Here is a 23,548-nt window from a genome sequence, read left to right as displayed (position 1 = left end):
CTGCGTGGCCCGACATAAGGAACCGTTCCATGCCAACCCTGCATCTGTTGTGCGGCAAGATTGCCTCCGGCAAATCCACCCTGGCTCAAACCCTGGCCGCCGAGCACGCCGCCCTTGTGCTCAGCGAAGACCAGTGGCTGGCGCAGCTCTATCCGGGTGAGATTCTGTCGATTGCCGATTACCTGCGCTGCGCCCAGCGTGTTCGCGCGGTGGTGGGGCCGTTGGTGATCAATCTGTTGAAATCAGGCATCAATGTGGTGCTTGATTTCCCGGCGAACACACTGGCCAACCGTGAATGGTTGCTGGGTTTGGCAAAAGCAGCTCAAGCGCCGCACCGCCTGCATTACCTGGAACTGGACGACGCCACCTGCCGCGCCCGCTTGCATGCGCGCAATGCTCAGGGCGAGCATGATTTTGCCGCCACGGACGCCGAGTTCGACCTGATCACGCGCCATTTCTGTGTGCCCAGTAAGTCGGAAGGCTTGGTGATTGAGGTGCATCGCCCATGAGCGCGCCTCCAGGTATCGATGCCAATGGCTGTGTGCTGACCATTGCCAATGCGCCCATTCAAACTCAATTCCAACCGCTGCTGGCCGACGTGTGCGAGTCTCTGGCAGGCGCAGGGCTGGGCTTGCACAGCCTTTACCTCTACGGCAGTGTCGCGAGGGGCGATGCCAGCCCAGGCGAGTCCGACCTTGATGTGACGCTGGTGCTGACTGATCCGCCGGATGCGCACGTACTCGAGGCGTTGGAGCAGCTGCGCCAGGCCCTGGAGCAACGGCACGAGGTGGTGAGCAAGATCGACTTCGACCGCTGGGGTTTCTGGCTCAAGCACCATTGCCGTTGCGTGTGGGGCGATGATCTGTCGCTGCGCTTCGAGCCGTTTCGGCCCTCACGTGACATCGCCTTGGCGCTCAATGGTGACTTCGAGCCGGAGTTGAGCGGCTACCTCACACGCATCGAACACGCCAGCTCGCCACCCGAGCGACTTCGCCTGCAACGCGAAGCGGCGCGCAAGTTGATTCGGGCGACGCACACGTTGCGCACGGCAGACACGTCAGGCTGGCCGCAAACCCTGGAAGAGCACGTGGCTTTGTTCGTGCAGCATTACCCGTCGATGCGTGTCCAGATCGCCTACTTCCTGTTTGAGGCGCGTAACCCGAGTGCCGAATGCGCGGCGTTTTCCACGCGCCTGCGGGCCTTTGTCAGCTGGATGGTTTCACCGCAGGCTTAGATAGGTGTATGGCGCTCAACCTCACTTTGCATACGCCGAGCCTATGATCAACTTTCGCCTGATTCGCCACCTCCGGCTGTTCCTTGCCGTTGCCGAAGAACAGCATTTCGGCCGCGCCGCCAAGCGCCCATGGCGTGCGGCCGGCGCTGATTGCCCAGTGCGGGCACTTCCCGATGTATTCCAACCCGGCGGCGATGTGGCACCAGATTGCGGACTTCCAGCGCCGCACGCTTTAGGACTTGAAGCGTCCCACCAAGGCGTTCAACTCATCCGACAAACCTGCCAATCGCCCCGAATCATCCTGGGCTGAGTTGGCCAGGCTTTCGACCAATCGCGCCTCGTCGTAAATCTGCTGGATGTGCCGGTTGATCTCTTCGGCGACGCTGTGTTGCTCCTCGGCGGCGGCGGAAATCTGCAGGTTCTGGTCGCGGATTTCATTCACCGACAGCTGAATGCCCTCAAAGCTGTCTCGCGCGTTTTCAATCGACGACACGCTGGCGCGTGACAGGTCCAGGCAACTGCTCATCTTCTGCGTGACTTCCTCGGTCTTGCTGCCCAGGGTGCCGAGCAGTTGCTCGATCTCGCCAGTGGAGTCCGAAGTGCGCTTGGCCAACGCGCGTACCTCATCGGCCACCACGGCAAACCCACGGCCTTGATCACCGGCGCAGGCCGCTTCGATCGCCGCGTTGAGCGCCAGCAGGTTGGTCTGTTCGGCGATGGCGCGAATGGTGCCGAGGATCTGGTTGATGCTGCGGCTACCGGCTTCCAGCTCGACCATCGCTTGGGACGACTCGGTCAGGCGGCGGCCCAGGCGATTGACGTTATCGGTGGTGACTTCGATCTGTTGCTTGCCCTCGGCCACGCGGCGATGGCCGTTCTCGGCAGACTCGGCAGCGCCACTGCAGGAGCGCGCGACCTCGTTGGCGGTGGCGACCATTTCGTTGAACGCGGTGGACACCAGTTCCACTGCCTCACGCTGGCGTCCAGCGGCGTCGTTCATGTTGTGCGCCACCTGGCTGTTGACCCGTGACGCGTCCTGCAAGTTGGTCGAGGCCGCGCCGATATGCTGGATCAGCTGACGGATAGCGGCGAGAAACTTATTGAACCAGCCAGCCAGTTCGGCGGTTTCATCCTTGCCCTGCACCTGCAATTCATGGCGCAGATCGCCTTCACCTTGGGCAATGGATTGCAAACCGGTGCTGACCTGGCCGATCGGCTTGACGATCACCTTGGAAAACGCCGCTGCAATCAGCCCGAAGATCAACACCAGCACCGCCACAATGGCTGCGGTCAGGTACGTCATGCGCGTGGCAGCCGCCATCACCTCGTTGTATTCGATCAGCCCGACGTAACGCCAGCCGAGGCCGGGCGAGGTCCAGACGTTGGCCATGTAGCGCACGCCGTCGATGACCACCTCGGTGGAACCCTGGGCCGTTTCGGCCAGATGCGCGTAAGGCGCGCCGAGCGCTTTGAGCGGCTTGAAGTTGTGCGCGGCATCGCGCGGGTCGACCAGCACCACGCCGTCTTCGATCAGCATCACGTAGCCGCTTTCACCCAGCTTGATGCTCTTGAGCAATTCGGTGAGGTTCTTCAGCGACACACTCACCACGAACACGCCCTTGGCCTTGCCGGTGGTGTCCAGCAGCGCGCGTGCGGTGCCCACCAGGGCCACGTCATCCTTGTCGTAATAGTAAGCGGGGGTGCGCACGGTTTTGTTGGGGCTGGCCATCGCGGCCTTGTACCAGGGGCGGGTACGCGGGTCGTACTGGGACAGTTGCGGGTCATCGGGCCATTTGGCGTAGGTGCCGTCTTCCAGGCCGATGGACAAAATGGCCGCCGAAGGGTGGGTGGCGCCGAAGCGCGCGAATTGGTCGATGACCTGCTGAGCCTGGGCCGGCAGCGGTTGGCTGGCCGCATTGGCAGGCCGGTAATCCTTGAGCGTGTTCAGCGAAGTGTATACAGGATCAGCGGACATCTGATCGACGTTCTGCAAGGTGCCATCGAAGAATTGCCGGATGTTGCCATCGATCTGGCGTATTTCACGGGTGCTGCCGTCGATGAATTGCTCCACCGCCTGGGTTCGTGTGTTCATCACGCAGATCAGCGCGACCAGGCTGACCGGGATAAAGGCCACGGAGACGAACGCGAGTACCAGCTTATTTTTTATCTTCATCGAGACGACCATCGGCAGGGAGGGCGACCAAATCATCGTCTCTATCAGCGAGACGGCGATTTGCTATCACTGCTTGTTTCGGCTCGGAGGCAGTAAATCTTTAGAAATATTTTGTGTACAACAAAAATAGCTTTTGTTCTGGGATTGCGAGCGGCAGCGCCCGCTCACTCGATTGATGGCGTGTAGCTATCTGCTGGCCGCGCCCGGAGGGGTGCGCACGCAAATGGGCGGCCCCGGCGCGCGGCTCGAAATCGGCGAAAGCAGCCCGCTGGTGGTGGACATCGTGGAAGCACGCCGGTGTGCCGGGCCTGACGTTCACGAATCGGCACGGCGTGACATTGCCCTGGTGACCCTTGCCCGTGGGGTGTCAGCGTAGACCTTTGGTGGCCCGTATCGAATCGTTCTTGATGTCCTCGGCGAATTTACGCATCAGGCGTACCAGGTTTTCGAAATCGCCTTCCTCCCAGGTCGAGAAGATCGACACGCCCATGCGCTCGCGGGCGTCATCCACGCGGTCGGTCATGGCCCTGCCTTTTTCGGTGATGACTGACTCGCGTACACGCCGGTCCACGGCGCTTTCCTGGCGCAGGATCAGGCCAAGGCTTTCCAGTTTCGCCACTTGGCGGCTCACGGTGGTGTAGTCGCGGCCCACGCGGTCGGCCAGTTCGACCACGCCAATCGGGCCCAACCGTTCAACCAGCACCAGCAGCGGAAACAGCGCGCGGTCCAGGGAAATCCCGGCCTCGCGCACCATTGCTTCGTCACGCTGGGGGCGGTTCATCACCCCAACGATCTCCACGAGCGAGCCGTGCAAGTCACGCAGTTGTGCGCTCATATGTGCGTTTTGCACGCTTTTTGTTGACACTGTGTTTCTCCGTCATAATATGTGCGTATTGCACATATAGGTGATCCGTATGAACAAGCGATGCGCTGTCGATGTAGTGATTTGCGGTGCCGGTGCGGCCGGCCTGACCCTGGCGATCGACTTGGCGCGACGGGGTATCACGTTCCGCCTGGTCGAGAAAAACGCCAAGCCTTTTCACGGCTCACGTGGCAAGGGCATTCAGCCGCGGTCACAGGAAATTTTCGAAGACCTCGGGATTCTAGATCGCCTGTTCGCTGTGGGTGGAGTCTATCCGACTGAGCGGCGCTACCGCGACGATGGCAGCTACACCGATGCCGATTCCATCGAGCGCAACGCCTCGACGGCGGCCGAGCCGTATCAACAACCGTTGATGGTGCCGCAATTTCTGACCGAACGCGTGATGCGCGAACGCTTGCTCGAGCTAGGGCACCGGCTGGAGTTTGGTTGCGAACTGGTGGGATTCGAGCAGGATGACGAGGGCGTCAGCGTACAGCTGGCCAGCGCGGCAGGTACGCAATCGGTGCGCGCGCGCTGGCTGGTGGGCGCCGATGGCGGCCGCAGTTTTGTGCGTCACGCCCTTGAAATCGGCTTTCCGGGTAAGACGCTGGGCGCGCGTGCGCTGGTCGCCGATGTGCAGTTGTCAGGGCTTACGCGCGACTGCTGGCACCGCTTCGGCGAAGGCGACCTGCTCCGGCAGGTCGCCGTGTGCCCTCTGGCGGGCACCGAGCTGTTCCAGATTCAGGCGCCGATTGCGCTCCAGGCTCAGGTCGACCTCAGCGCACAAGGGCTGACGGCATTCATCGCAAAGCGTACCGGGCGCGATGACATCCAGGTGCACGCCGTGTCTTGGGCGTCGGCCTACAGCATGAATGCCCGCTTGGCCGATCACTACCGCGTCGGGCAGGTGTTTTTGGTCGGCGACGCTGCGCACATTCATCCACCCACCGGCGGCCAGGGGCTCAATACCAGCGTGCAGGATGCCTACAACCTGGGCTGGAAACTGGCGGCTGTGGCCAACGGTGCACCTGAAACGTTGCTCGACACTTATGAACAAGAGCGGCGCCCGATAGCCGCTGCGGTGCTGGGCTTGTCGACCCAGTTGCTCCAGGGCATGCAACGCGGCGACATGCGCCGGGGCAGGGAAGTGCATCAACTCGACCTGGGCTACCCGCAATCGTCACTCGCGCTGGGGCACGCCGAACGCGTCGGCAACCGTGCGCCGGATGCGGGGCTTCGCGGCGCCGGTGGGCAATCACTGCGCCTGTTTGATATGTTCAAGGGGCCGCATTGGACGCTGCTGGGATACGGCGTTGCACCCGCCTTGGTGTCGCCTCGGGCCGGGCTGCATATCCACCTCATCGGCGCACACGGTGAGCTAATCGATGACCAAGGGCAGTTTCAAGACGCTTACGAACTGGCGCCTGGGGAGTGGGTGCTGGTGCGTCCGGATGGCTATATCGGCGCGATTGTTTCGTCAGGCAGTATCGAATCCTTGGAGGCGTACTTGTTGCAGGTCGGGCTTTCGCCGGTGCTGCTGGACAAGGCCTGCTAACCGCCGCGGGTTATCGACGCTTGAGGATGGTTTGCAGGGCGGCGCTCAGGACGGCGATATTGCCGCCTGCTGAACCGCCGCAAAGGCCAGTGCTTGGTCAGTTCGTAGAATGGCTGCGCTGCAATGTCCATCGGAGTCACTCCTCAGTCGGCATGCCGTGCGCCCGTTCGGTTGCTGGGCTGACAGGGTTAGCCCGGCCAATGTTTGCATGGATACGTCTGGTTCACATAGCCTGCTGCTTTCTTCCCCGCGTCATTAAGGACAATGCATGCCGCTGATTTCACACCGCGTAGAACTGGCCCGCAAGGGTGCCAACGACAAGGTTATCTGCCGCATGGCCTCGGGTTGGGCAGTCATGGGCGACGTACAGTTTTTGCCAGGTTACTGCCTGCTGCTGCCCGATCCCGTGGTCGCCAGCCTCAATGACCTGGACGCCAACGCCCGCGCTACCTACCTGCTCGACATGGCGCGCATCGGCGATGCCCTGTTGGCCGCCACCGATGCGTTGCGCATTAATTACGAGATTCTGGGAAACTCGGAACCGCAGTTGCACAGCCATATTTTCCCTCGCTACGCCACGGAGCCGGACGACAAACGCACGATGCCCGTATGGTTCTACGACTGGAAAACGGCACCGCCTTACGCTGAAGAGCAGCACGATGACCTGCGCAAGAAGCTCGCGCAGTTGCTGACCTCCACACTGGACGCAGGATGATGATGCAAAGAAATAAGCTGGTCCCGGAATTGATGGTCACTGACCTGAATGCCAGCCTCGAATTCTGGGTGTCATGGGTAGGCTTTAACGTGGCTTACCAACGTTTGGACGAAGGGTTTGCCTACCTTGACCTCAACGGCGCGCAGGTGATGCTCGAGCAAATCGACCCGCGCGCCAATCAATGGCAAACGGCGGCATTGGACCTGCCGTTGGGGCGCGGTATGAATCTGCAGATTGATGTCGCGGCGGTAGGTCCGGTGATTGAGCGGCTGGATGCTGCGGCGTATCCCATGTTCCAGCCCTGCAAGGATGTTTGGTACAGGGCCGGTGAGGTCGAGGTCGGGCAGCGTGAGTTTCTTGTGCAGGACCCGGACGGCTATTTGGTCAGGCTCGTCGAAAGACTTGGTGAAAGGGCACGCCGGCTCGATGACGGGGTGCCCACATAGCGCGTGGTTCAGTGCGCGATGGCATTCAGCTCAACGACAGTCTCATCGGTCAATTTAAGTTCGCCCACCGCCAGGTTTTCATGCAAGTGCGCCACTGACGAAGTGCCGGGAATCAGCAGAATGTTCGGTGAGCGGCGCAGCAGCCACGCCAGCGCCAGCTGCTTGGGCGTCACGCCCAGTCGCTCTGCAACACGCGTCAGTGTCGATGACTGCACCGGCGTAAAACCACCCAGTGGGAAGAACGGCACGTAGGCAATGCCTTGCTGTGCCAGCTCGTCGATCAGGGCGTTATCGTGCTGGTGCGCGATGTTGTACAGGTTCTGCACGCACACGAACTTGATGATGTTGCGCGCCTCGGCCACCTGCGTCGGCGTCACGTTGCTGATGCCGATATGGCGCACCAGGCCTTGCTGTTGCAGTTCTGCCAGCGCGGTCAGTGGCGCTTCGTTCGAGCCTTCGCCGGGGCCCATCAGGTTGTGGGACGCGCGGAAATTGACCACGTCCAGTACATCCAGGCCCAGGTTGCGCAGGTTGTCATGCACGGCCTGTATCAGCGCTTCCCTGGAAGGCGCGGCGTGCCAGCCACCTTCGCTGTCACGGCGGGCGCCGATCTTGGTGACGAGGGTGAGGTCATCGCGGTAAGGGTGCAGCGCCTCGCGAATCAGCTGATTGGTGATATGCGGCCCGTAGAAGTCGCTGGTGTCGATGTGGTTCACGCCGGCTTCGACGGCCTCGCGCAGTACAGCCAGCGCGGCCGCTCGGTCCTTGGGCGGGCCGAATACGCCCGGGCCTGCCAATTGCATCGCGCCGTAACCGATGCGGTTCACCTGGCGGTCGCCCAATGTGAATGTGCCGCTGTTTGCCAAGCCCGTCATAGCCGTCACCCTTGCTTCATCTGAGTAAGGCTCTAATATGAAGGATCCTTCAGATTTTGGAATTCGCATTCCATGAGCGCCGTCAAAGCCACCTTAAAGCCAAGAAAATCAGCGGTTCAGGCGCGCTCAGTCGCCACCGTCGAGGCACTGCACACCGCAACGCTTCAGGTTTTGACCCAGCAGGGCCTGATCCGCTGCACCACCACCCGAGTGGCTGAGCGCGCCGGCATGTCGGTGGGCAGCCTCTACCAGTACTACCCCAACCGCGACGCGCTGCTTGCCGCCGTACTGCAAAAACACCTCGAGTGGGTGGCCGAGGCGGTCGAGTTGGCGTGCGGCCGGCACCAGGGCAGGCCGGTGGCGGAAATGGCGTGCGGCCTGGTCAGCGCGCTGGTCACCGCCAAGTTGCGCGACCAGGGCATTTCCAAGGCGTTGTATGCCATTGCGGGCGAGCGGGGCGGTGCCGAATTGGTCGCCCGCATCAATAAGCGCATGGTAGCGGTGATCGCCGCCATGCTGGAGACGGCGCCGGATGCGCATTTCGAAGACCCGATCCTGACCGCCGGGATTTCCCTGAGCGCTATCGTCGGCCCGGTACGGACCCTGCTCGAAGGCAACGCATCGCCCGCGTTCGAAGCCGGACTTGAGCAGCAGACCACGCTGCTGTTGCGGGGCTATCTGCAAGCCCATCAGCACCCGGTTTCAAACAAGGAATAAAGCGAATGCGCGAGCGCAAGGCATCACGATTGTTGGTGATAAACCCGGCGGGCGAAGTCCTGCTGTTCAGGTTTGTGCATAAAGACGGCGCCCTGGCCGGCCGGGATTACTGGGCCACGCCCGGCGGCGGCGTCGAGGCGGGCGAAACCTTCCACGCGGCAGCCATCCGTGAACTGCGCGAGGAGACGGGCATTGTGGTCAGCGATGTTCAAGCGCCTGTGGCACAACGCAGCTTTGAGTTGATGCTGCCCAGCGGTGAAACGGTATTGGCGATTGAGCACTACTTTATCGTTCACGTCGCGAGCGAGGCGCTGTCCAGGGCAGAATGGACGCCGCAAGAGACGCAGGTGATGGCCGACCATCACTGGTGGTCCGCTCAGGCGTTGCGATCAACCGAGGACAGGGTATGGCCCCAGGGACTGGTTGAAATGCTGGTGAACGCGGGCATTTTTGCCGCTTAAGCAGCGGCAAGAATATCGAGTGTTTGCATGACCCTGGCGTAGTCCATCGCCAGGTTACTCAGCGAAAGCGCATGCACATCCTCGGCAGGCCAGAGCCGCCCAGACAAGTCGGTTTGATCGAATGTATAGCAAGCGTCTGCAGCCACGATCACGTCAAAACCCAGGTTGCCGGCGGACCGCGCCGTAGACTCGACGGAATTGTTGGTGATCACGCCGACGATCACCAACTGCCTGATCGCGCGCATCTGCAGCCAGCGCTCCAGGCCGGTGACCGCGAAAGCATCCGGCACGTTTTTCTCCAGCACCTGCTCATGCGCGAGCGGCGCCAGCGCTTCCTGGAATTCACAGCCTGGCTGGCCTGGCCAAAAGACCGAGCCGGGTGTGCGCGACATATGCCGGACATGCACGACCGGACGTTTCGACTGCCGCCAGGCGCCCAGAAGCTGCTGCATGTGCAACTCGGCCTCTGGGTTGTTGCGGCGCCCAAGCTTGGGATGGTGCATGCCCTGTTGCATGTCGATGATTACCAATGCTGCGTTTGTGGCTAACGGTTCCATGGCCCATCCTTTTGCTGATCTGGAGCGAACATATCAGCGATTGCCGGCATGCCAACAGGGATTTGTTCGAACCCGGCGCTGTTTGCCCTTACACTGCGGCCCCCAATTTCAGCAAGGATGCTCTGGATGCGCGCGCTACTGGCAGAAATCACCCTCACCCTCAAAGACACCGCGAGCGCAAAAGAGACCGCGACGGCGCACTATACGGTGCCGATGGAAACCGAAAACCTGATCATCGTGCGCGAGCCGCTGGCGTCGCAGCGCGTTGGTCCGTACCACATCCAACGGGTGAAAAACTTCGCGGTGATCGAACATAACTCGGCGCCGGACAGCCCCGACTACTTCACGGGCATGTACCGCAAACAGCCCTGATTCACCTGCCAACCACGGACCTGCGAGCATGCCTGTAAACATTCGCCCGGCGCTTGCCGAAGACGCGCCGCTATTGCCCAGCGTTGAGCTGAGCGCGGCTCAAGTATTCCGTCATATCGATGGCTTGAGCTGGCTGGCGGACACCACGACGATGAGCGTTGAACGCCATCGCCAACTGATCGGGCTATCGACCTGTTGGGTGGTCGTCGATGCTGACGCCCAGCCTCAGGGTTTCCTCAGCGCAGAACGCCAGGGCGATGCTTTGCATATCCATGAAGTGTCCGTCGCGCAAGTCATCCAAGGCCAGGGATGGGGGCGCAAACTGGTGGAAACGGCGATGGACTGCGCGCGTTCAAATCTACTGCGTGCGGTGACGCTGACGACGTTCAAGCATGTGCCGTGGAATGCGCCGTTTTACAGCCGCCTGGGTTTCCTGCCGGAAGCGGACAAGCGCCTGGCGGAGATCCTGGCCGACGAGTACGCCCACGGCTTTGAACCTGGCAGTCGGTGTGCAATGACGTGGTGGGTGCCATCCAGCAAAGGCGCTTGAACCGGCCCGCCTATAGCGCTTGCCCAAACCGAGTGTTTGCGGCGCATCGAGCGCATCCACTATTGCCCCCCAATCTCAGCAAGCAACCCGCTCAACCCTGAGTGGGTCAGCGCAGCTTCTCGAGCATCTGGTAGTACCACATGCCCACCGCCAGCATCGGGTTGCCGAACACATCGCCCAGCGGCACCTTGATGTGTTTGCAGCCGGCAAAGGTGTCGTACTTTTCCAGCGTGCCGGTCAGCGCTTCGGCCATGATCTCGCCCATGATGTGGCTGGTGGCGATGCCATGCCCCGAGTAACCCTGGCAGTACCAGACGTTGTCCGACAGCTTGCCTAGCTGCGGGATGCGATTGATCACAATGCCCATCGCACAACTCCACTGGAACTCGATGTCTACCCCCCTCAATGCGGGAAACGTACGCTCGATGCATGGGCGCAGTTCCGCGGCAATGTCGCGTGAGTCGCGCCCGGAATAGTTCGCGCCGCCACCGAACAGCAAGCGCCCATCACCCGTCAGGCGGTAGTAATCGAGCACGAACCGGCAGTCGTACACCGCCAGGTCCTGTGGGTTGATCTGCTGCGCCAGCGCGCCCAGCGGCGCGGTTGTGACAATGCCGCCCATGGCCGGGAAGATTTTGCCCTTGAGCTGTTTTGGTTCGAGCCTGTGGTAAACGTCGCCGGCCAGCAGCACCTGGCGCGCGTCGATGCGGCCAAGGGCGGTGATCACGGCAGGCCGGTCGCCATGCACGATTTCCAGCACTTCGGAATTCTCAAAAATCAACGCGCCCAGGTTGTGCGCCGCGCGGGCTTCGCCCAGGCATAGGTTCAGTGAATGCACGTGCAGATTGCGCGTGTTTTTCAGCGCACCGAGGTACAGCGGGCTGTCCAGATGCTCACGCATGGCGGCCTGATCGAGCAGACTGACCTGATCGCCCATGCCGCGCCGTTGTGCTTCATCGTGGAAAGCACGCAGTTCGCTCAGGTGCGAGGGCTTCATCGCCGCATGCAAGTGGCCGTGCTTGAGGTCGCAGTCGATTGCGTACCTGTTCACGCGTTGCTCGATGATCTCGTGGCCACGCCAGCGCAGGTGCCAGATGAAGTCGTCGACCTGCGTGCCCAGGCGGCTGCGCATTTGCTCGCGCATGGCCTCGTCGCCCGACAGGCTGCCGGTGACTTGCCCGCCATTGCGCCCACTGGCGCCCCAGCCGATCCGGTTAGTTTCGACAATCGCGACCTTGAGCCCGCGTTCAGCCAGCTCGACGGCACTGGCAACGCCGGTGAAGCCGCCGCCGATAATCACCACGTCAACGCTGACCTGGCCTTGCAGGGTCGGGTACTGGGTAGCGTCGTTGAGGCTGGCGGTGTAATACGAAGCGCTGCGCTGGGCAGCACCGATGACAGGGCGCATGGCTGCGGTCATGGAATGATCCTTCTGAAAAATGAATGCCGGTTAGGCGTTTCAACTTGATCAGAGGCGTGCATCGGGCGGACGCGCATGACGGCAATGCCACAGCGCCCAGAAGGCCAGGATGATATTGAACAGCGGGTTTTCGCAGGGACGCGCCTGCGCCTTCGGGAAGCAAGGTTGCAGGTGGCGAGAGAACACACGCAATAGCGAAATCATGGTTGCCGATGCTCCCACCACGCGCAGGTGCGTTAAATCGCCGTTTGTGTACCTTCAGTTATGGCTTCGTTAAACAATCGTCACGGCGGCGCAACGCCCCCTCATACCACGCTTTCGCGATACAAGGCGCTGGTATGCCCTACGCCAGCCGCGTTCAAACGCGCCACCAGGTCCTCTCGCGCCGCACGCCCACCTGTACGCACATACTCAAGCTCCGACGCGGTAATCAACACCACCGGCACCAGTCGCACTGGCGACAGCGGCATGTCTTCAAGGCGGGTAGGGAAGTCTGGTTGCGGCCCACCGAGCAGCACCCCGGTGGCGTCGTCTTCGGTGACGAACAGCTTGGGCACTTGATCGCTCATTTGATGTGACAGGCTGAATCCAGGCAGTTCCAAAGACAGTACGCCGTGAGTGTCCAGCTGGTGGGTAATGCCGCCCGCGTTGGCCACGGTCTTGGCGACGTGTTCGAGCAGTTCGAACGCCCAACTGCGGCGCAAAGGGTCGACATCACCCGGCTCGCCACGGGCGTCGTCGGGAATATCCGGCGTTTCCAGGAACAATTCCATCTCAAACCCATTGCCCAGGCCTTCTGCATCGTCGAAGGGATCGGACAGGCCTTCGGTGGCGAGGACGATGGATTCATCACGGCGCACCACACGGTACGCCTGGCGGGTGGAGGGCCAATGAGGACCGCCGGTAAAGCTTGGGCTGATCATGTACGTCAGCACGTCCTGCTCCACACGACCCACGGCATGCCAGTGACGGTCCAGGCATTCACCGCTGGCAAAGCGCGCTGCGATATTGGCTGCATCTGCTGCAGTTTCAACCGGTTCAACAGGTTCAGTCGGCGCGGACAGGGCCGCTTCGGCGTCGGTTTTTTTGGCGGTACCGAACAACTTCTTGAAGAAGTTCATGGGCATTCCTTTGCTGGAGATGACTGCTTTACAGCTGATTGAGTGCGTTTACATAGGCGCGAAACATATCAGCCATTCCATCGGCGTAAACAGATATTTCTGCCGCCGTACGTGGGCTGCCGGAAAAATCCTTACCCACCGAACTGAGCGTGGTCAGGATCAAATCGCAGGCCAGTGCACGGCGTTCAGCAGGCACGTCGGGTAGCAATTCAAGCATGAACGTCTCAAAGGCGCGCTGACCTGCCGCGCGCACTTCCACGGCTTCGGGCGCGTCGCGGTACAGCGGCGCGGCGTCGCTCAGGGCGACGCGCATCTGCGCTTCTTCGCATTCGGAATGGATAAACGCATGCACCAGGGTACGCAGGCGCTCAAGCGGCGCAACGTCGGTTTTATCCAGAATGTCGCGCAGCATCTGCGTGGTCTGCTGCCACTCATCGCTCTGCAGTCGGAACAGGATGGCCGCCTTGTTGGGGAAGTACTGGTACACCGAACCGACACTCACACCGGCCTTTTCCGCCACCCGCGCGGTGGTGAAACGCGTGGCGCCTTCCTTTGCCAAAACCTGAATAGCCGCTTCCAGGATCGCCGCCACCAGCTCGGTGGAACGCGCTTGTTGTGGCTGTTTGCGTGAGGAAATACGGGCGGTCTGGCGGGTTGTCATCTGGGGCTCCAGCAGCGGGGCTAACGCGAATAGCGAATGCGACGAATCACTCGCATACTTTTAATGCGACGAATTAGTCGCATCTTAGTCCCAACCTCACGGAAATCAATCATGTCGACCCTGACCACCGCGCCAATGGCGCCCCTGATCGAACGCCTCTACGCACAAGCCAACGCGGCCACCAGCCCTCTCATCAACAACGTATCGCGTGAAGAACGCGACCGTCTGATGCACAGCAAAACCGACTACCTTGCGCTCTACACGATGCTCAAAGACTTGTGGCTGCCGGTCTCCCGCGACACCGGCACCTTGCTGTACCTGTTGGCGCGCAGCACTAAGGCGCAGGCTATCGTGGAGTTTGGGACGTCGTTTGGCCTGTCCACCTTGTTCCTGGCCGCCGCGTTGCGCGACAACGGTGGCGGCGTGTTGATTGGCAGCGAGTTCGAGCCCTCGAAGATCGCCCTGGCACGCGAGCATTTCATTCAAGGCGGCGTGAGTGACCTGATTGAAATCCGCGAGGGCGATGCCTTGGTGACGTTGGCCACGGGCCTACCGGAAGCGGTCGACCTGCTGCTGCTTGATGGCGCCAAGAGCCTGTATGGCGACGTGCTGAACCTGGTGGAAAAACACCTGCGGCCCGGCGCGCTGGTGATAGCCGACAATACCGACTATTGCCCGCATTACCTGGCGCACGTACGCGAGCCTGCGAACGGCTACCTGTCTGTACCCTTTGCCGATGACATCGAACTCTCGATCCGCTTGCGCTAACAGGAGTCACCTCATGCATGTATTTGTCACGGGAGCCACCGGCTGGGTGGGCTCCGAAGTGGTCAAGGACCTGATCGGCGCCGGCTACCTGGTCACCGGTTTGGCCCGCAGCGATGAAAAGGCCCAGGCACTGGCGGCCACCGGCGCGAAAGTGCTGCGCGGCTCGCTGGATGACCTTGATGTTTTGCGCCGTGCGGCGTGGGGCGCGGACGCGGTCATCCATACCGCGTTCAACCATGACTTCACACGGTTCATCGAAAACTGCGCGCAGGATCGTCGCGTGATCGAGGCGCTGGAAAGTGTGCTCAAAGGTTCGGACACGCCGCTGATCGTGACCTCAGGCTTGTCGGGCCTGGCGCGCGGCGCGCTGGAGAGTGACTTGCCGAACGCCGGCGCCCCACGCCAATCCGAACCCGCCGCGCGGCTGTTGGCTGAGCGTGGCATACGGGCGGCAACCGTGCGGCTGGCGCCGTCGGTGCATGGGGTGGGCGACCATGGTTTTCTGCCGATTTTGATTCGGCTGGCGCGGCAGACGGGCGTGTCGGCCTATATTGGCGACGGCGAGAATTGCTGGTCTGGCGTATACCGCACCGACGCGGCGCGGGTCTACCGCCTGGCGCTGGAGGAGGGCGTCAGCCAAGCCGTGTACCACGCGGTGGCGGACGAGGCCGTGCCGTTCAAAGCCATCGCCGACGTCATCGGGCGCCGCCTGGGCGTGCCGGTGCAATCCCGGCCGCGTGAGCATTTCGGCTGGTTCGCGATGATGGCCGGGGCTGATATGGCCGTTTCCAGCGCGCATACCCGCGACCTGCTGGGCTGGGTGCCCAGCGGCCCGGACTTGCTCACAGACCTTGATCACGCCGACTACTTCACCCGCTGACGGAAGGTTTTCATGACTCAATATGTCTTGCTGAAAATGCTGCCGATCACCCTGGCGGTGTTCGTCGGTTTCCTGATCATCGGCCTGCAGTTGCCGGTGCTGCCGTTGCACCTGAACCACACGCTGGGCATGAGCACCTTGGTGGTCGGCATGGTGGTCGGTGCGCAGTTCGCCGCGGCGTTGCTGTCACGGGCCTGGGCCGGCAATTTTGCCGACATGCGTGGGCCCAAGCGCGCAATGTTGATTGGCATGCTGGTGGCGGCCAGTTCCGGCGTGCTGTACCTGGCGTCGCTGGCGTTTGTCGACACACCGGCGCTGTCAGTCTGGGTGCTGCTCGCCGGGCGCGTGGTGCTGGCCTTGGGTGAAAGCCTGATCATCACCGGCTCGATGGGCTGGGGCATGGGCCTGGTCGGGCCGCAAAACGCCGGCAAGGTCATGGCCTGGATCGGCATTGCGATCTATGCCGCATTTGCGCTCGGGGCACCGTTGGGGGTGGCGATCAATAGCCAGTGGGGGTTCAGTGGAATCAGTATCGCGACCCTGCTGTTGCCGCTGTGCGCCTTTGCCATCGTTGCGGGGGCCAAGGGCGTTGCGCCCACCAGCCAGCGGCGCACCTCGTTTTACAAAGTGCTGGGCACAGTGTGGTTGCCGGGCCTGGGGCTGGCGTTTTCCAGCATCGGTTTTGGGCTGATCACAGCGTTTATTGCGCTGCTGTTTGCGTCCAAGAACTGGGGCAACGCGTCGTTCGCTTTCACCGCGTTTGGCCTGGCATTTATTGGCGCGCGAATCTTCTTCGGGCACCTGCCGGACAAGCTCGGTGGCGCAGTCGTCGCGTTGGTTTGTGTGCTGATCGAAGCGGCGGGGCAGTTGTTGATCTGGGGCGCAGGCTCACCGCTGATGGCGTACCTGGGTGCAGCGCTGACCGGCTTCGGTTATTCGTTGGCGTTCCCGGGGTTTGGTGTCGAGGCGATCAAGCGTGCGCCCCCGCAAACGCGTGGGCTGGCCATGGGTGCCTATGTAGCCTTCCTCGATATTGCGTTAGGGATCAGCAGCCCGTTGGCCGGCGCTTTGGCCGGCGCCGCCGGGGTAGGGTCGGTGTACCTGGCCGGCGCCGTGGCGGTGGCGATGTCGGTGGTGGTGGCGTGGGTGTTGTTGGCTAAACAGCCGGCACTCAGCGCTTGCTGAACGCCAGGCGCGCGGCAAATACAACAAAGATCAAGCCAGTGGTGCGGTCCATCCACTGGATGACCTTTTCTCGGCGCAGGAAGCCAGACAGTGGCCGGGTGGCGCCAATCAACGCCAACGACCATGCCAGCCCCAATACCACGTGAATGCTCACCAGGCCGAAAGTCCAGGCAATCAACGAATGGCCTTGGGGAATGAACTGCGGCAGGAACGACACGTAGAAAATCCCCACCTTGGGGTTCAGCACATTGCCCAGCATGCCCTTGAAAAACCAGTTGCCGCCAGGCCTGGCGTCAGCGTTGGCCGACGACAGTGAACGGCGCGGGCGCAGCAGCATGTTCACGCCCAACCAGGCCAGGTAAGCGGCGCCGCAGTACTTGAGCAGGTTGAACGCCAGCTCCGACACTGCAATCAACGCGCCCAGCCCAAAAGCCACGGCCGCGCCCCACACCAGGCAGCCCGCGTTGATGCCGAAGGCGGCGTGCAGCGCCTGGCGCTTGCCTTCTACCGTGGCGGTGCGCAGCACCAAAGCGGTGTCGAGCCCCGGCGTGAGCGTCAGCACAGTGGCGGCGAAGGTGAAGGCGAGGAGGTTGTCAGTGATGGACATGGGCTTTTCCGTTCAAGTAAGGCGTCAGATCCAATCCGGCCAGATATTCAAGGAGGCCAACGCTGACCTCGATTACCGCGTCGCAAAACTCTTTATTGCCGCGCCAGCGTAATGTGGGTCGGGGTCCAGCATAGCTTCGAATCAGCGCCAATACCGGATTTGCCCAAGGCGCTGGTCTAGGACTGCGCGTTGTCGACAAAGGCGCAACACTCGAAAGCGGCGTAAGTGGTTAGCCTTTAACGCCGGATTTCAGTTGGGCCAGCGCCGTCGCAACGGCGTGGTATGGACCGCTTGGCCAAGGATGAGCACTGATGATGAGGTGGATGGCATAATCCTTATCCTCGATGCCCAGGCACCGTGGACTTTCTTATCTCAACACCTGTGGTGATTAGTCATCCGCGTGTCGAAACGCTACTCTCGGCGCCCATTACCCATCCACCGACCGTCACAGTGAGTGACGGCCTTCATGAATCAGGACGATGAACGACTATTCTTCCAAGCTCGCAAATTATTGGCGTAATTCACTGGCCGATGCCGAAAACGGCAATGGCGCCTTATCGCCGAGCCAAGTCAAAACCTATACTGCTTTGCCCATTGACGCGTTAGCCAAGGGCTGTGTACCTGATGAGCAGCTCAGCTTGTTGTTTGCGGGCGAGCCTGCCCAACAGCTGCACGTTGAAGTCACCCTGCGCCCCTTTGTGTACAAGTCGCGCCTGGAACACCGTCAGGCGCGCAATGGTTTACCCGCGTGGATCACTCCAGTTCTGTGCCGCGTATCAGTGACCCGCGATGGGCGTATTTATCCGACTGCACAGGCGCTGGTGCCTCGCGACATCCTTGATCCATTGGATCGCGATAATTTCACCATCGGTGCTCAGTTCGACCTCGACACGTTTCTGTCAGCAGAACAAGCGCCACAGCTGGATCTGCCTGCGGCCGGTAGCGAGCTTAGTGCCGATCAATATCAAGAAAAGTGGATCAGCTATCTACGGTTCTGCAAGAAGATGTTCCACACGGTTTCCGACGGTTGGAATGGGGTCGATGATGGTTTTGATCCGGTCAATTATTGTTTTATTTTCAAGGAACAAAAGGCAGAAGGTTTTAGCCGCAATATCGTCGCGCTCTATGATCATCTGCGAGAGGCAAAACCCACGGCGCCCTTGTTTGATCGTTTCGCTCAACGTGAACCCACACCAGACGAACCCTGTTTACCCACCAATAGCCTGTTCGCCAGGCGGCTAGGGCATGCCGGTGACGAATACGCGTTAGCACCCGCCCAACGCGATAGCCTGGCGCACCTGCTTTGCGGCGAGAGCGGTGATGTGTTGGCCGTTAACGGGCCTCCTGGAACCGGTAAAACCACATTGCTCTTGTCCGTTGTTGCCTCGCTCTGGGCCAAGGCTGCGGTAGACGGTGATGAGCCGCCAGTGATTGTCGCCAGTTCTACGAACAACCAGGCTGTCACCAACATCATCAAGGCGTTCGGTAAAGATTTCTCAGAGGGCACCGGCCCCTTTGCGGGACGCTGGCTACCCGACATCAAGAGCTTCGGAGCGTACTTCCCCAAGTCCTCGGCAGAAGCGGAAATGGCCCGCACCTATCAAACCAAAAGCTTTTTCCAGGAACTTGAGTCGCAGGCCTATCTTGATAAAGCGCAGCAAGCTTATCTTGGCAAAGCCGCCATCGCATTTGCAGGTGAGCCGGTTCCTACCGTCAAGAATACAGTGAGTAAACTTCAGGCAGAGATACGAACGCGTCAGCACCAGCTCGCCGAGATTGAGAAAGGGTGGGCAACATTGGTGGCTGTCCGCAACGCTGTTCAACGGCTGCTGGGGAATGATCCACAGGCGGGGATCGCACGTCTTGAAGCCCAACTCACGAACCACGCCGAACAGCTTGCCAAAGCGCAAGCCCGCCTCAAGGATTTCAAGCATTACCTGGCTCATGAACCATTGATCTACTCGCTGTTTAGCTGGTTCGGTCCAGTCGCGGCTAAACGTCTTCGACTGGCGAAGTTGCGAGTTGATGAAGCTGATACCGCGCTGCAGGCAGCCGCCGATGTCAGCTCGATCGAACGTCAGTTGACCGCCGTTGTTGCTCTGGCCGCCCAGGCGTTGAAACCACTTGAAACGCAACTGGCGCAGGTCCGCGAGTTGATGCAGAGCGTGCAACGTGAGGTGTCGAATTGGCAGACGGTCATCGCGGTATTACCGAAGGCTGCTGGCAAAGCGGCCGCACAGGTGACATTTGATGATTGCGACAGTTGGGCGGATACCTCTTTGCGTTTCGAGATCTTCTTGCTCACTACGCATTACTGGGAAGGACGTTGGTTGATGGAAGTCGCTGACGAATTGCCAGACATTCTTAAAAGCCGTGGCAAAAAGGGTCGCAAGACCTTGGAGAAGAACTGGCGGCGCTGGATGAAGCTGACACCGTGCGTCGTGGCTACGTTTTTCAGGCTACCAGCAGAACTGCATTGCAAGCGCCACGATGGCAACGGTTTTGTTGATGATTACGCATTGAATTTTGTCGATTTGCTGATCGTCGACGAGGCTGGTCAGGTCTTGCCTGAGGTCGCAGCGCCATCATTCGCATTGGCCAAGCAGGCGTTGATCATTGGTGATACTCAGCAAATTGAACCTATTTGGTCTATTCCCGCTGCTGTCGACATCGGCAACCTGATCAGCGCGGGCCTGTTGTCTCGGGACAAGGTGGATGATGACTACGCTGCCTTCTGCGACAGCGGACGCAGTGCCGCCAACGGCAGTGTCATGTCAATTGCGCAGTCGACCAGCCGTTACCATTACGATCGCGACCTCGCCCGGGGTATGTACTTGTATGAACACCGTCGTTGCTATGACTCGATCATCGATTACTGCAATGCCCTTTGCTACAAAGGCAAGTTAGAACCGCGCCGGGGTGCAAAACCGCACGGTGGCTTGCCTGGGCTCGGCTATCTGCACATCGATGGCAGGTGCCAGCAGAAACAGGGCGGTAGCCGTCACAACCTGCTCGAAGCGCAGACGATTGCCGCGTGGATTAAGGCTAATGAACAGGAACTCACACAACGCTACAAGAAGGAACTGTGGGAGATTCTGGGTGTGATAACCCCCTTCGGCGCACAGACTCAGTCGATCATCGAGGCGTGCTCAGCGTTGGGTATCCGTACCGGCAAAGGCGACGGTGAAGTCACCATCGGCACTGTTCACTCCTTTCAGGGGGCAGAACGGCCAGTGGTGATTTTTTCGGCGGTTTACTCCAAACATGCCGATGGTCCTTTCATAGACCGCAGGGACAGCATGCTGAACGTTGCTGTTTCGCGGGCTAAAGATAGCTTCCTGGTGTTCGGTGATATGGACTTGTTCACCCAGGTGTCCGCCAGCAAACCGCGCGGACGCTTGGCCCTCTACCTGCTCAGTGACGCGGCGAATGAGCTGAAGTTTGATTTCCAGCCTAGGGTCGATTTGCTCACTACGCGCACCGGATTGAGCCATTTGCATGAGTTTGCCGAACATGATCGGTTCCTGTTGCGTACCTTGGAGATGGCCCGCCACCAGGTTCAGATAGTGACGCCGTGGGTTAAGTTACACAGGATGCATGAAAGCGGTGCTTTGGACGTCATGGGCGGGACGGTGAAGCGTGGTGTCGAAGTAACGGTCTATACCGACTTGCGCTTCAATACTGATATCAAGCGCGGTAAGCCCGATGGTGATACAGGCAAAGTAGCAGAATTCAAGGAGGCCATAGCTGCTTTGAAATCCCGTGATGTGCAGGTTCGTGTGGTCAACAAGGTGCATAGCAAGATTGTCATGGCCGATGAAGAATTGCTGTGTGTCGGGTCGTTCAATTGGCTGAGCGCGGATCGTTCGGGTGATTACATACACCATGAGACGTCCATGGTTTATAGAGGGCCCGATGTGCGAGACGAACTCATCGTTAACCGAACGAGCCTTGCGCAGCGCCTGAGTCCGCGAGCGTTATAGCCTGATGCATCGCTACGTCAGCTGAGGGCTGCAAGCAGCTGACGCAGCGATGCAAAGAGGCACCGATCGGCAGCCAATTCGGAAAACCCTGAGACTTCCCGGCGAAAATCTTCATAATGGCGGCCAATTTGTTTAGCTCGTTCTGGTGTGCCCGCATGGAAATTAAGGTCAACTTTCTCGACAACCTTCGGCTTGAAGCCAAGTTCGATGACTTCACGGTGATTGCCGACCAGCCTATTCGCTATAAAGGCGATGGTTCGGCCCCGGGTCCGTTCGATTACTTCCTGGCTTCGTCGGCGTTGTGTGCGGCGTACTTTGTGAAGCTGTACTGCGAAACGCGCAATATTCCCACCGAAAATATTCGCCTGTCGCAGAACAACATCGTTGATCCGGAAAACCGCTACAACCAGATCTTCAAGATCCAGGTCGAGTTGCCGGCGGATATCTCCGACAAGGACCGCCAGGGCATCCTGCGCTCCATCGACCGTTGCACCGTGAAGAAAGTCGTGCAGGCCGGGCCCGAGTTCGTGATTGAAGAGGTGGACAACCTCGACGCCGATGCCCAGGCGTTGCTGATGCCTGGTGCTAGTTCTGAGGCGGGCACCTACATTGCTGGCAAAGACCTGCCGCTGGAGCAGACCATCGCCAACATGTCCGGCATTCTCGCGGGCCTGGGCATGAAGATTGAAATCGCCTCGTGGCGCAATATCGTGCCCAACGTCTGGTCGCTGCATATCCGCGACGCCCACTCGCCGATGTGCTTCACAAACGGCAAGGGCGCGACCAAAGAGGGCGCACTGGCGTCGGCGTTGGGCGAGTTTATCGAGCGGCTTAACTGCAACTTTTTCTACAACGACCAGTTCTGGGGTGAGGAACTGGCCAACGCGCCGTTCGTGCATTACCCGGATGAGCGCTGGTTCCAGCCGGGCCGCAAAGACGAGTTGCCGCCTGAAATCCTCGACGCCTACTGCCTGAAAATCTACAACCGCGATGGCGAGCTGCGTGGCTCGCACCTGTTTGACACCAATTCGGGCAATGAAGAGCGCGGTATTGTTTCGCTGCCGTTCGTGCGTCAGTCCGATGGCGAGGTGGTGTACTTCCCGTCCAACCTGATCGAAAACCTTTACCTCAGCAACGGCATGAGCGCGGGCAATACCCTGGCCGAAGCGCAGGTGCAGTGCCTGTCGGAGATTTTCGAGCGCGCGGTCAAGCGCGAAATCATCGAAGGCGAATTCGCCCTGCCGGACGTACCGGCTGAAGTGCTCGCCAAGTACCCGGGAATTCTTGCCGGTATTCAAGGGCTGGAAGCCCAGGGTTTCCCGGTGCTGGTCAAGGACGCGTCCCTGGGCGGTGAATTCCCGGTGATGTGCGTGACCTTGATGAACCCGCGCACCGGCGGTGTCTTTGCCTCGTTCGGCGCCCACCCGAGCCTGGAAGTGGCGCTGGAACGCAGCCTCACCGAATTGCTTCAGGGCCGCAGCTTCGAAGGCTTGAACGACCTGCCGCAGCCGACCTTTGAAGGCCACGCGGTCACCGAACCGAACAACTTCGTCGAGCACTTTATCGACTCCAGCGGCGTGGTTTCGTGGCGCTTCTTCAGCGCCCAGTCGGACTACGAGTTCGTTGAATGGGATTTCTCGGGCCAGGGCGAAGACTCGAATGCTCAGGAAGCCGCGACCCTGTTCGGCATTCTCGAAGGCATGGGCAAAGAGTCCTACATGGCGGTGTACGAACACCTCGGCGCAACCGCCTGCCGCATCCTGGTGCCGGACTACTCGGAAATTTACCCGGTGGACGACCTGATCTGGGACAACACCAACAAGGCGCTGTTTTTCCGGGCCGACATCCTCAACCTGCACAGCCTCAGCGATGACGAGCTCAAAGCACTGGCTGAGCGCCTGGTGGAAAGCGAGCTGGACGATTACACCGACATCACCACCTTGATCGGCATCGAGTTCGACGACAACACCGCGTGGGGCCAACTGACCATTCTGGAGTTGAAGCTGCTGATCTACCTCGCCTTGCAGCAGTATGAGGAGGCGAAAGAGTGCGTGGAGATGTTCCTGCAGTACAACGACAACACCGTTGATCGCGGCCTGTTCTATCAGGCGGTGAATGCGGTGTTGGAGATGCACTTGGACGAGGACCTGGAACTCGCGGATTACGAGGCCAACTTCCGCCGCATGTTCGGCAATGAGCGCATGGACGCGGTGATCGGCTCGGTCAACGGCACGCTGCGTTTTTATGGCCTGACGCCGACCAGCATGAAGCTGGAAGGGCTGGATCGGCATTTGCGCTTGATCGACAGCTACAAAAAGCTGCACGCGGCGCGTGCGAATATCACCTCAGCCTGACGCGTAAACCCTGTGGGAGCGGGCTTGCCCGCGATGCAGACACCTCGGTGCT

General features: G+C 60.4%; 24 protein-coding genes and 2 pseudogenes. 16 read left to right on the top strand and 10 right to left on the bottom strand.

All coding sequences use genetic code 11. The features are described 5' to 3' along the window. The first annotated feature begins 29 nt into the window (after nucleotides 1–29). The 3 genes and pseudogenes from ACP7B3_RS03295 to ACP7B3_RS03285 all read left to right on the top strand — a co-directional run. Nucleotides 30–509, top strand: coding sequence for an AAA family ATPase (locus ACP7B3_RS03295; RefSeq protein ID WP_426177839.1), 480 nt, complete (start codon nucleotides 30–32; stop codon nucleotides 507–509). Further along, nucleotides 506–1,234: a nucleotidyltransferase domain-containing protein gene (locus ACP7B3_RS03290; protein ID WP_426177837.1), complete on the top strand. Its 729-nt coding sequence runs from the start codon at nucleotides 506–508 to the stop codon at nucleotides 1,232–1,234. Before ACP7B3_RS03295 ends, ACP7B3_RS03290 begins: the two co-directional genes overlap by 4 nt. A gap of 125 nt (nucleotides 1,235–1,359) precedes the next feature. Then, nucleotides 1,360–1,470: pseudogene (locus ACP7B3_RS03285) on the top strand (alpha/beta fold hydrolase); the annotation flags it as partial. Here ACP7B3_RS03285 and ACP7B3_RS03280 read toward each other — a convergent pair. Further along, entirely contained in the window at nucleotides 1,467–2,234 is a 768-nt protein-coding gene (locus tag ACP7B3_RS03280) for a methyl-accepting chemotaxis protein (protein WP_426178102.1), read from the bottom strand. The pseudogene ACP7B3_RS03285 and the gene ACP7B3_RS03280 overlap by 4 nt on opposite strands. Before the next feature lie 87 nt (nucleotides 2,235–2,321). Then, nucleotides 2,322–3,326, bottom strand: a pseudogene (locus ACP7B3_RS03275) (cache domain-containing protein); the annotation flags it as partial. 304 nt (nucleotides 3,327–3,630) lie between these two features. Here ACP7B3_RS03275 and ACP7B3_RS03270 point away from each other — a divergent pair. Further along, nucleotides 3,631–3,783, top strand: coding sequence for a hypothetical protein (locus ACP7B3_RS03270; protein WP_426177835.1), 153 nt, complete (start codon nucleotides 3,631–3,633; stop codon nucleotides 3,781–3,783). On the opposite strand, the gene ACP7B3_RS03265 is transcribed toward ACP7B3_RS03270, so the two are convergent. Next, entirely contained in the window at nucleotides 3,775–4,242 is a 468-nt protein-coding gene (locus ACP7B3_RS03265; RefSeq protein ID WP_426177834.1) for a MarR family winged helix-turn-helix transcriptional regulator, read from the bottom strand. The genes ACP7B3_RS03270 and ACP7B3_RS03265 overlap by 9 nt on opposite strands. 79 nt (nucleotides 4,243–4,321) lie before the next feature. Between ACP7B3_RS03265 and ACP7B3_RS03260 the strand changes: the two genes are divergently transcribed. The 3 genes from ACP7B3_RS03260 to ACP7B3_RS03250 all read left to right on the top strand — a co-directional run bounded on the left by ACP7B3_RS03260 (nucleotide 4,322) and on the right by ACP7B3_RS03250 (nucleotide 6,985). Further along, nucleotides 4,322–5,824 (top strand): FAD-dependent oxidoreductase, encoded by a 1,503-nt coding sequence (locus ACP7B3_RS03260; protein ID WP_426177832.1) that lies wholly within the window; start codon nucleotides 4,322–4,324, stop codon nucleotides 5,822–5,824. A 268-nt stretch (nucleotides 5,825–6,092) separates the two neighbouring features. Further along, nucleotides 6,093–6,539, top strand: coding sequence for an HIT family protein (locus ACP7B3_RS03255; RefSeq protein WP_426177830.1), 447 nt, complete (start codon nucleotides 6,093–6,095; stop codon nucleotides 6,537–6,539). Further along, complete coding sequence (locus ACP7B3_RS03250; RefSeq protein WP_426178100.1) at nucleotides 6,539–6,985, top strand: bleomycin resistance protein; 447 nt, start codon at nucleotides 6,539–6,541, stop codon at nucleotides 6,983–6,985. Before ACP7B3_RS03255 ends, ACP7B3_RS03250 begins: the two co-directional genes overlap by 1 nt. 8 nt (nucleotides 6,986–6,993) lie before the next feature. On the opposite strand, the gene ACP7B3_RS03245 is transcribed toward ACP7B3_RS03250, so the two are convergent. Further along, nucleotides 6,994–7,860 (bottom strand): aldo/keto reductase family oxidoreductase, encoded by an 867-nt coding sequence (locus tag ACP7B3_RS03245; protein WP_426177828.1) that lies wholly within the window; start codon nucleotides 7,858–7,860, stop codon nucleotides 6,994–6,996. Nucleotides 7,861–7,932: 72 nt separating this feature from the next. On the opposite strand from ACP7B3_RS03245, the gene ACP7B3_RS03240 reads away from it, so the two are divergent. Both ACP7B3_RS03240 and ACP7B3_RS03235 read left to right on the top strand, forming a co-directional pair. Next, nucleotides 7,933–8,577, top strand: a complete 645-nt coding sequence (locus tag ACP7B3_RS03240) for a TetR/AcrR family transcriptional regulator (protein WP_426177826.1) — start codon at nucleotides 7,933–7,935, stop codon at nucleotides 8,575–8,577. A gap of 5 nt (nucleotides 8,578–8,582) precedes the next feature. Next, on the top strand, nucleotides 8,583–9,038 hold the full coding sequence (locus tag ACP7B3_RS03235) for an NUDIX hydrolase (protein WP_426177824.1): 456 nt from the start codon (nucleotides 8,583–8,585) through the stop codon (nucleotides 9,036–9,038). On the opposite strand, the gene ACP7B3_RS03230 is transcribed toward ACP7B3_RS03235, so the two are convergent. Next, nucleotides 9,035–9,595: a cysteine hydrolase family protein gene (locus ACP7B3_RS03230; RefSeq protein ID WP_426177822.1), complete on the bottom strand. Its 561-nt coding sequence runs from the start codon at nucleotides 9,593–9,595 to the stop codon at nucleotides 9,035–9,037. The two genes, ACP7B3_RS03235 and ACP7B3_RS03230, sit on opposite strands and share 4 nt — an antisense overlap. A 126-nt stretch (nucleotides 9,596–9,721) precedes the next feature. On the opposite strand from ACP7B3_RS03230, the gene ACP7B3_RS03225 reads away from it, so the two are divergent. Then, the gene (locus tag ACP7B3_RS03225) at nucleotides 9,722–9,967 is read left to right on the top strand and encodes a hypothetical protein (RefSeq protein WP_426177820.1); all 246 of its coding nucleotides are present in this window, start codon (nucleotides 9,722–9,724) and stop codon (nucleotides 9,965–9,967) included. A gap of 28 nt (nucleotides 9,968–9,995) precedes the next feature. Beyond that, nucleotides 9,996–10,517 carry a GNAT family N-acetyltransferase gene (locus ACP7B3_RS03220; protein ID WP_426177818.1) on the top strand — a complete coding sequence of 174 codons (522 nt, stop codon included), beginning with the start codon at nucleotides 9,996–9,998 and terminating at the stop codon, nucleotides 10,515–10,517. 106 nt (nucleotides 10,518–10,623) lie between these two features. On the opposite strand, the gene ACP7B3_RS03215 is transcribed toward ACP7B3_RS03220, so the two are convergent. The 4 genes from ACP7B3_RS03215 to ACP7B3_RS03200 form a co-directional block, all read right to left on the bottom strand. Further along, nucleotides 10,624–11,937 carry an NAD(P)/FAD-dependent oxidoreductase gene (locus tag ACP7B3_RS03215; RefSeq protein ID WP_426177816.1) on the bottom strand — a complete coding sequence of 438 codons (1,314 nt, stop codon included), beginning with the start codon at nucleotides 11,935–11,937 and terminating at the stop codon, nucleotides 10,624–10,626. A 48-nt stretch (nucleotides 11,938–11,985) separates the two neighbouring features. Beyond that, nucleotides 11,986–12,141, bottom strand: coding sequence for a hypothetical protein (locus tag ACP7B3_RS03210; RefSeq protein WP_178119684.1), 156 nt, complete (start codon nucleotides 12,139–12,141; stop codon nucleotides 11,986–11,988). A gap of 101 nt (nucleotides 12,142–12,242) precedes the next feature. Further along, nucleotides 12,243–13,058 carry a suppressor of fused domain protein gene (locus tag ACP7B3_RS03205; RefSeq protein ID WP_426177814.1) on the bottom strand — a complete coding sequence of 272 codons (816 nt, stop codon included), beginning with the start codon at nucleotides 13,056–13,058 and terminating at the stop codon, nucleotides 12,243–12,245. 28 nt (nucleotides 13,059–13,086) lie between these two features. Further along, nucleotides 13,087–13,719 carry a TetR family transcriptional regulator gene (locus tag ACP7B3_RS03200; protein WP_262210964.1) on the bottom strand — a complete coding sequence of 211 codons (633 nt, stop codon included), beginning with the start codon at nucleotides 13,717–13,719 and terminating at the stop codon, nucleotides 13,087–13,089. A 111-nt stretch (nucleotides 13,720–13,830) separates the two neighbouring features. Between ACP7B3_RS03200 and ACP7B3_RS03195 the strand changes: the two genes are divergently transcribed. Genes ACP7B3_RS03195 through ACP7B3_RS03185 form a run of 3 tightly spaced genes read left to right on the top strand, consistent with a single transcriptional unit; the run spans nucleotide 13,831 to nucleotide 16,552 of the window. Continuing rightward, nucleotides 13,831–14,487, top strand: a complete 657-nt coding sequence (locus ACP7B3_RS03195) for an O-methyltransferase (RefSeq protein WP_426177811.1) — start codon at nucleotides 13,831–13,833, stop codon at nucleotides 14,485–14,487. Nucleotides 14,488–14,500: 13 nt separating this feature from the next. Next, nucleotides 14,501–15,367: an SDR family oxidoreductase gene (locus ACP7B3_RS03190; RefSeq protein ID WP_426177809.1), complete on the top strand. Its 867-nt coding sequence runs from the start codon at nucleotides 14,501–14,503 to the stop codon at nucleotides 15,365–15,367. 12 nt (nucleotides 15,368–15,379) lie between these two features. Continuing rightward, nucleotides 15,380–16,552, top strand: coding sequence for an arabinose transporter (locus tag ACP7B3_RS03185; RefSeq protein ID WP_145161093.1), 1,173 nt, complete (start codon nucleotides 15,380–15,382; stop codon nucleotides 16,550–16,552). Here ACP7B3_RS03185 and ACP7B3_RS03180 read toward each other — a convergent pair. Beyond that, entirely contained in the window at nucleotides 16,539–17,159 is a 621-nt protein-coding gene (locus tag ACP7B3_RS03180) for a LysE family translocator (protein WP_426177807.1), read from the bottom strand. The two genes, ACP7B3_RS03185 and ACP7B3_RS03180, sit on opposite strands and share 14 nt — an antisense overlap. A 479-nt stretch (nucleotides 17,160–17,638) precedes the next feature. On the opposite strand from ACP7B3_RS03180, the gene ACP7B3_RS03175 reads away from it, so the two are divergent. Together ACP7B3_RS03175 and ACP7B3_RS03170 are read left to right on the top strand one after the other, a co-directional pair. Beyond that, a complete protein-coding gene (locus ACP7B3_RS03175) occupies nucleotides 17,639–21,142 on the top strand; it encodes an AAA domain-containing protein (RefSeq protein WP_426177805.1) in 3,504 nt (1,167 codons plus the stop codon). Between the two features lie 155 nt (nucleotides 21,143–21,297). After that, nucleotides 21,298–23,496 (top strand): OsmC domain/YcaO domain-containing protein, encoded by a 2,199-nt coding sequence (locus tag ACP7B3_RS03170; protein WP_145161088.1) that lies wholly within the window; start codon nucleotides 21,298–21,300, stop codon nucleotides 23,494–23,496. Nucleotides 23,497–23,548 lie beyond the last annotated feature (52 nt).

The organism is Pseudomonas sp. TWRC1-2 (assembly GCF_049896685.1).
Classification (GTDB): Bacteria; Pseudomonadota; Gammaproteobacteria; order Pseudomonadales; family Pseudomonadaceae; genus Aquipseudomonas.
Note: the sequence above shows the minus strand (reverse complement) of the source record. Positions and strands in the feature narration are given on the sequence as shown.